Source organism: Fulvivirga kasyanovii (assembly GCF_009711405.1).
Lineage (GTDB): Bacteria > Bacteroidota > Bacteroidia > Cytophagales > Cyclobacteriaceae > Fulvivirga > Fulvivirga kasyanovii.
This window is the reverse complement of the sequence record NZ_SMLW01000448.1, coordinates 1,029-6,963: the sequence shown is the minus strand read 5'-3', so window position 1 is coordinate 6,963 and position 5,935 is coordinate 1,029. Positions and strand designations below refer to the sequence as shown.

The following is a 5,935-nucleotide window of genomic DNA, read 5'->3' as shown; positions in this document are numbered from 1 at the left end:
CTGATCTAAATGGCTATTCCTACAAATATTATATCCCTACGGGATTATCGCCGTAGAAGGAATTCGTAATTAATGACAAAGACAGCCTAATGTCCTGTAAGGACATAATATTTATAGAAAAACGAAAAGCAAATATGTGCCATAGGAAAGCCATGCTATAGACATGCTATAGAATAGAACTCTACGTTGGCACACATGTGAGCATATGGAGATAGGAATGTACGTTTTTTAATTCGCTTATTTACTTAATCGATACCACATATGAATACATTCCGGCCCTAACTTAATAGCATTGGGAGAGAGGTAGGGGAAAAAGCAGTTATATACAGGTTGGCAGATTAACAAGCTCTTAAAAGTAAAAGGCCTGAGACCAAAATTGGTTCCAGGCCTTTTTATAAAGTGATGGCTTTTTATTTGCCAAGTCTTTCAATTAAATCAGCTACCCTGTTAGAGTATCCTGCTTCATTATCGTACCAGCTCACAACTTTCACTAATTTACCATTAGCAGAAGTCATTTGTGAATCAAAGATTGAAGAGTGAGGATTTCCGATGATGTCTGTAGAAACAATAGGATCTTCAGTGTACTCCAGAATACCTTTCATTGGTCCTTCGGCAGCAGCTTTCATAGCAGCGTTGATCTCTTCGGCAGATACTTCTTTGCTCAAAGTGCAAACAAGGTCAGTTAAAGAACCGGTTGGAGTTGGTACTCGTACTGCGTTACCATCCAGTTTTCCTTTAAGTTCAGGAAGTACCAAACCCACTGCTTTGGCAGCACCTGTTGTAGTAGGTACGATATTGATTGCAGCAGCTCTTGCTCTTCTCAGGTCTTTGTGAGGTCCGTCCTGCAAGCTTTGGTCTGAGGTGTAAGCGTGGATAGTTGTAATAAATCCACTTTCCAGACCAAAGTTGTCGTTCAATACCTTTGCTACGGGAGCCAGGCAGTTGGTAGTACAAGAAGCGTTTGAAAGCACTTCTTCGCTGCCGGTGATAATGTCGTCATTTACCCCAAGTACAACGGTTGGGATGTTTCCTTTTGCGGGAGCTGATATTACTACTTTCTTTGCTCCGGCTGTTATATGTTTTTTAGAACCTTCTTCGTCAACAAATCTTCCTGTAGATTCAAGTACGATATCTACCTTCATGTCTCCCCATGGCAATTGAGCGGGGTCCCTTTCTGCTAAAACTTTAATGTCTTTGCCATTTACCTTAAGTCCGTCTTTTGTAGTTTCAACGGTGCCGTCAAATCTACCGTGGATAGAGTCATACTTAAGCAGGTGGGCAAGCGTAGCGATGTCAGTAAGATCATTGATGGCTACTACTTCAACATTGTCCTTTTGCAGTAATGATTTGAAAGCCAATCGGCCTATTCTTCCAAAACCGTTTATTGCAACTTTAGTCATTATTAGGTGGGTTATAGTTACTGTTATATTTCGCGGGCAAAAATACAATACGGTTAATCTAAAACCAATTAAATAGCTGTTTTAAAAATCGTTAAAAAATTTTTTAAAAATTTTCGGCCAAGGGTTTGCATTTAAAAACCGGGAATATATCTTTGCATCACCATTTCAAAAATGGCCCGTTCGTCTAGGGGTTAGGACGCCAGGTTTTCATCCTGGTAACAGGGGTTCGATTCCCCTACGGGCTACAGTAGCACTTTCAGGTGCTTTCGAAACGTTTCAAAAGGCTTTTTTTAAAGCCTTTTGTTTCATTTCACCCCAACTTTCACCGCGTTTTTTCGTTATTTGTTTCAACTATTGTTCAGTTTAAAAACTAAATGTTTCAGTTGGAATGAAAGAATCGTTTTCACTTAAATTCGTCCTTAACCCTATCAAGGACAACCCCGGGAAGGGCAAAATATTTATCCGGCTTATTATCAACCGAAAAAAGGCGGAAATAGCCACCGACCATATTATAGACAAAGACCGGTGGGACAGTGCCGCCCAGCAGGTCAGGCGCAACCCTTCCATAAACGAAGAGCTCTTGTTTATAGATAACGAAATACGCAAAATCAAGCGTGACCTTGTTTATGCCGGCAAGCGCGTAAGTGCAAAACTTGTAAAAGATATATATACGGGTAGCCACCAACAAAAGCGGTATTTGCTTGAGTATTTCCGGTGCTATTATGATTCAATAAAAGCAGCCGGGGAGCTTGCCTCCAATACCCTAAAATCCTATCATACCACATTAGGCCATTTAGAAGGCTTTTTAGGTAGCAGAAGGCAGGCAGATATATTGTTAGAACATATAGACTATACGTTCATCAAAGAATTTGACCACTACATGCTTATCACCCCTAGCCAGCAATATAACAAGCCTATGGGACGTAACAGTGCCAATAAGAACCATACCCGGTTAAAAAAAGTACTCTCTATAGCCCATAAAGAAAACCTTGTTTCAAAATGGCCTTATGAACACTTTCAATTAAAAAGCGAAAAGAGGTACCCTGATTTTCTGACACAGAAGGAAATAGAGAAATTAGCAAACCACAACTTTCATGGCAATGAAAGCCTGCAACGTGTCAGGGATATATTTCTATTTTCTGTTTATACCGGGCTTCGATACTCTGACGCTATGGCTTTAAAAAAGAAAGACATTGTACAGAACAGCAAAGAGGAGTGGTGTTTTCGTATCGCTCAGGAAAAGACAAAAGAGCCTTTATTGGTTCCCATACTCAAGCCAGCTATGGAGCTATTAGAAAAGTACGACAATAAAGAAAGGGAAATTACGGGTTATTTATTGCCCCGGTACAGTAATGTTAAAATCAATCTGTACCTAAAGACCATAGCCGACCTATCCGGTATAAGCAAAAAGATGACCCACCACATGGCACGGCATACTTTTGCTACTACCATTACGCTGGACAATGATGCTCCACTGCACATCGTAAGTAAGCTTTTGGGGCATTCCTCCATAAAGACTACAGAGATATACGCGAAAGTGACAAATCACCATCTGGATAAACACATGGACAGGCTGAATGAAGGGTATAAATAGCAAGTAAAAGGACTAAAACGGCCGGTATCAGGCCGTTTTAGCATATTGGTTGTGCATAGGTTTGAGCAACATACCCTTTTCAGTAAAATCCCTGATATGCCTTTCAGCCGTTTTTACCGGGATATTAAGGTTATTGGCCACATCTACATAAACCTGTCTTGAAAATTCAAAAGGCAGCTCATCAAAGAACTGCTGCTTGCGGCCTTTCGAAGTAACGGTATTTCCATAGGGCATAAGCTCGTGGTATGCATAGATAGCATGGGTAAGCAAGGTTTTAGCTATTCCCATAGCCGCCTGGTAGTCGTCATCGTTACAAATCACAACGGGAGCAGGGCTACCTTCCCATTTTACCCGTAAGGCAGTAAAAACCATAGCTATGCGAAAAGTAGATAAAGCCAGCCTGCGAATAGTAGCGACCAAACCTTTTTTATCCACATATTCCTCACTCCACTCACCAAACACGTGGTTAAAATCACGAGCCTGCACTTGGGAGAACTCAAAGGAAGTAGGCGGCAATAACTTTAACGTTTGGTGCAATTGAAAAAAACTTGCTCCAATAGCATCAAAGTATTCTTCAAGCCCTGTTTTACCATCCCTGGCAAATACATCCTTCCATTTTGCATTCATGGACATATTGAAATACAAAAAGCGGCTGAAAAGTCCGTTTTCAGCATCAGGAATAAGGTTAGAGATTTGCCGGGGTGTGCCCGAAAGGACAGTAGATAATTTAGGTTTTTCGATCTCCACGTATTCATTGCCACCCCTGCGGTAGTAAGATGCAGGCTCATGGTGGAAAGCCTTCCTCAGATTATCGCTGTAATTGCCATATTCAGTTTTAAAAGTATTGGCCAGCGTGTCACCCTCTGTTTCAAAGATCAACCCGCACCCATCATTTTCATCAAGCAACTGAAAAGCTCCCGTAGCACTATTGTTAGCAGGAATAAACAAAAGCTTTTGGGGAGGAACCTCTGGCGGCTCCACATTAGCCCCCTTCTTGGCAGAAAGATAAGCCGCCTTCTCCTGCTGATATACCCGTTTTAACTCCGCTGATTCTTCCCTTAATGCCTTATGGATAGGGTAAACGATCCTGCGGCAATAATTGAGCATACCCTTGCCGGCAGAAGCTTCAGCAAATACGAACAAATACAAATTGGGGTAAACCCTGCCGCCCGAATAGAGGCCAGACCAGTTAGGGATACAACTACTTAATACCCCCAGGGAACCTAAAAGAATGACATCCCTTTCCTCGTGGGAAGTAGCTGCCGCACATGCCCTCTCCAATATAGACGGGAGATTTCGAAAAACCTCATCCGGCAATGAGTCCGGCTTTACTGGTTCCTGCTTGTAACTCTTCTTTGTCGTGACTTGAATGCCAGCTTTAGCAGCCAGATAAAATAATGTATTGACCGTAATACGTTGTTTGTTGGAACGCAAACAATGATCAAACTGCCTGTTGCAAGCCGCCTGATCATACTCAGGGTGAAACTGGCTGAACCTATGATAAAACTCCCTGCCATTCTCACCGAAAGCATGAGATAAAGCAAAACCTATTTGTAGCCAAGCCTCATAAGTACTTGTGAGGTCAGCTTTAGCCTCTTCTACTTTTTGTAAAAGCTCGTTTACCTCCTTTAAAACATTTGTAGACAGAATGTTTTCGGCTTGAAAACAATTGTCAACATTAGAAGAAAACATGTAAACTGTCGGTTTACCACTTGTGTTTACCGTTTTTTGAGTGCCTTTCTTGTCCTTATTTCCCCATTTTTCAGGGTCAAACTTCTTCTTCCTCATCACAAAAAGTATTTCGGGTTAATATATGCCTCGGGATCGTATGGCAGGTAGCAAGCCCGTGATACGTCCTTGCCAGCCGCATCCACTTCAACATTGTAAGTAGCCTTGGTATAGCTGATTACACTGCTAACGTAATCGTAATGTGACATGCCATTGAGGTCGATATTAATTACCCACTTCACGCCCCTGCCAGAAGGAGAGGTGAACAGCAACTGCGTTTCAAAATATTCATCCTTCAATAGCTGTTCCTTTAACTTTTGCACCTGTGTCTGCTTCAAATGGTCAAAGTCCAGCGCTACAAGCCCCGAATGACTAAGAAGGTTATTGTTGCTCCTTGTAGAGAATACCCCTGAAAAAGTGACATAATCGAAAGAGGCCGCCTTAAACTTTCTTGCCTTGGGTGCATCATGAAGTATAGAGCGAACGAACTCCGTAGGTTTTCTAAAGTAGCTCCCCCGAACAACCCTGAAAACGTCCAGTAAACGCACCTCCCGATAAGGCGTGATATTGGCTATAGGCTTTTTGAAATAGTTGAATACCGGATTGGTAATGTTGTGCTGTTTCTTAACAGTAGGTAGCTCTACAGTAGGAACCAGCTTTAAGTCCAAAGCCTTATCAATAGCTCTTAACAGTTCCTGCCCCTCTAACTGAAAGTGCATAGCAGCGAAATCAAAAGGAGAGTTGTGCTCCCCCGTATCACCACCCTTGAAAACGAACTTTCCATCATTGAAAACCAATTGTAAACTTTCCCTTCCTTCGGTAAACGGGTTGGATACAGGCGCACACTCCCTGCCGGACAGGGACAATATTGTTCCGCTGTCATACTGGCGTAGCACATATGCGTAAATGTTTAGACCATAGTGAGTACGGTCTAGTATCTGCTGCTCTGTAAGCTTCTCCATATCCTTCATTATTTCCCCCTTCTGAATGCTTCTGTTTTACAATCTTCCATGTACTTCTCCAGGTCTTTTTTATGGTAAAAAACCTTGTTGCCAACCTTGGTAAAACTTAAATGCCCCTTGGTGCGCATAGACCAGAACCATGTGGTTTTTTTTCCTAAAAGCTTTTGAGCCTCCTTCTCACTGATATAATCGCCAATGCCTTCGCTGGACAATTGATTCCCGCCCTGCAAAAGTTGTTGTAGCCCCTCCCT

Annotated in this window: 5 protein-coding genes and 1 tRNA gene; 2 read left to right on the top strand and 4 right to left on the bottom strand. The window is 42.2% G+C overall.

All coding sequences use genetic code 11. The annotated features are described in order from the left end of the window. Positions 1-410 precede the first annotated feature (410 nt). Positions 411-1,400 carry a type I glyceraldehyde-3-phosphate dehydrogenase gene (gene gap, locus E1163_RS07310; protein WP_155170781.1) on the bottom strand — a complete coding sequence of 330 codons (990 nt, stop codon included), beginning with the start codon at positions 1,398-1,400 and terminating at the stop codon, positions 411-413. Between the two features lie 173 nt (positions 1,401-1,573). Here gap and E1163_RS07305 point away from each other — a divergent pair. Both E1163_RS07305 and E1163_RS07300 read left to right on the top strand, forming a co-directional pair. Further along, positions 1,574-1,645: transfer RNA gene (locus E1163_RS07305), tRNA-Glu, on the top strand. 143 nt (positions 1,646-1,788) lie between these two features. Next, the gene (locus tag E1163_RS07300) at positions 1,789-2,994 is read left to right on the top strand and encodes a site-specific integrase (protein WP_155170780.1); all 1,206 of its coding nucleotides are present in this window, start codon (positions 1,789-1,791) and stop codon (positions 2,992-2,994) included. A 27-nt stretch (positions 2,995-3,021) separates the two neighbouring features. On the opposite strand, the gene E1163_RS07295 is transcribed toward E1163_RS07300, so the two are convergent. From E1163_RS07295 to E1163_RS07285, 3 genes are all read right to left on the bottom strand, one after another. Continuing rightward, positions 3,022-4,782: a DUF3987 domain-containing protein gene (locus E1163_RS07295; RefSeq protein WP_155170779.1), complete on the bottom strand. Its 1,761-nt coding sequence runs from the start codon at positions 4,780-4,782 to the stop codon at positions 3,022-3,024. After that, positions 4,782-5,684: a BT4734/BF3469 family protein gene (locus E1163_RS07290; RefSeq protein ID WP_155170778.1), complete on the bottom strand. Its 903-nt coding sequence runs from the start codon at positions 5,682-5,684 to the stop codon at positions 4,782-4,784. Before E1163_RS07290 ends, E1163_RS07295 begins: the two co-directional genes overlap by 1 nt. Positions 5,685-5,692: 8 nt before the next feature. Continuing rightward, a partial coding sequence (locus E1163_RS07285) for a helix-turn-helix domain-containing protein (RefSeq protein ID WP_185156001.1) occupies positions 5,693-5,935 on the bottom strand: 243 nt, incomplete at its 5' end.

What these genes read in the sequence shown, in the direction of transcription:
- gap (WP_155170781.1), bottom strand. Translation starts at nt 1,400, where the DNA reads ATGACTAAAGTTGCAATAAACGGTTTTGGAAGAATAGGCCGATTGGCT.
- E1163_RS07300 (WP_155170780.1), top strand. Translation starts at nt 1,789, where the DNA reads ATGAAAGAATCGTTTTCACTTAAATTCGTCCTTAACCCTATCAAGGAC.
- E1163_RS07290 (WP_155170778.1), bottom strand. Translation starts at nt 5,684, where the DNA reads ATGGAGAAGCTTACAGAGCAGCAGATACTAGACCGTACTCACTATGGT.
- E1163_RS07295 (WP_155170779.1), bottom strand. Translation starts at nt 4,782, where the DNA reads ATGAGGAAGAAGAAGTTTGACCCTGAAAAATGGGGAAATAAGGACAAG.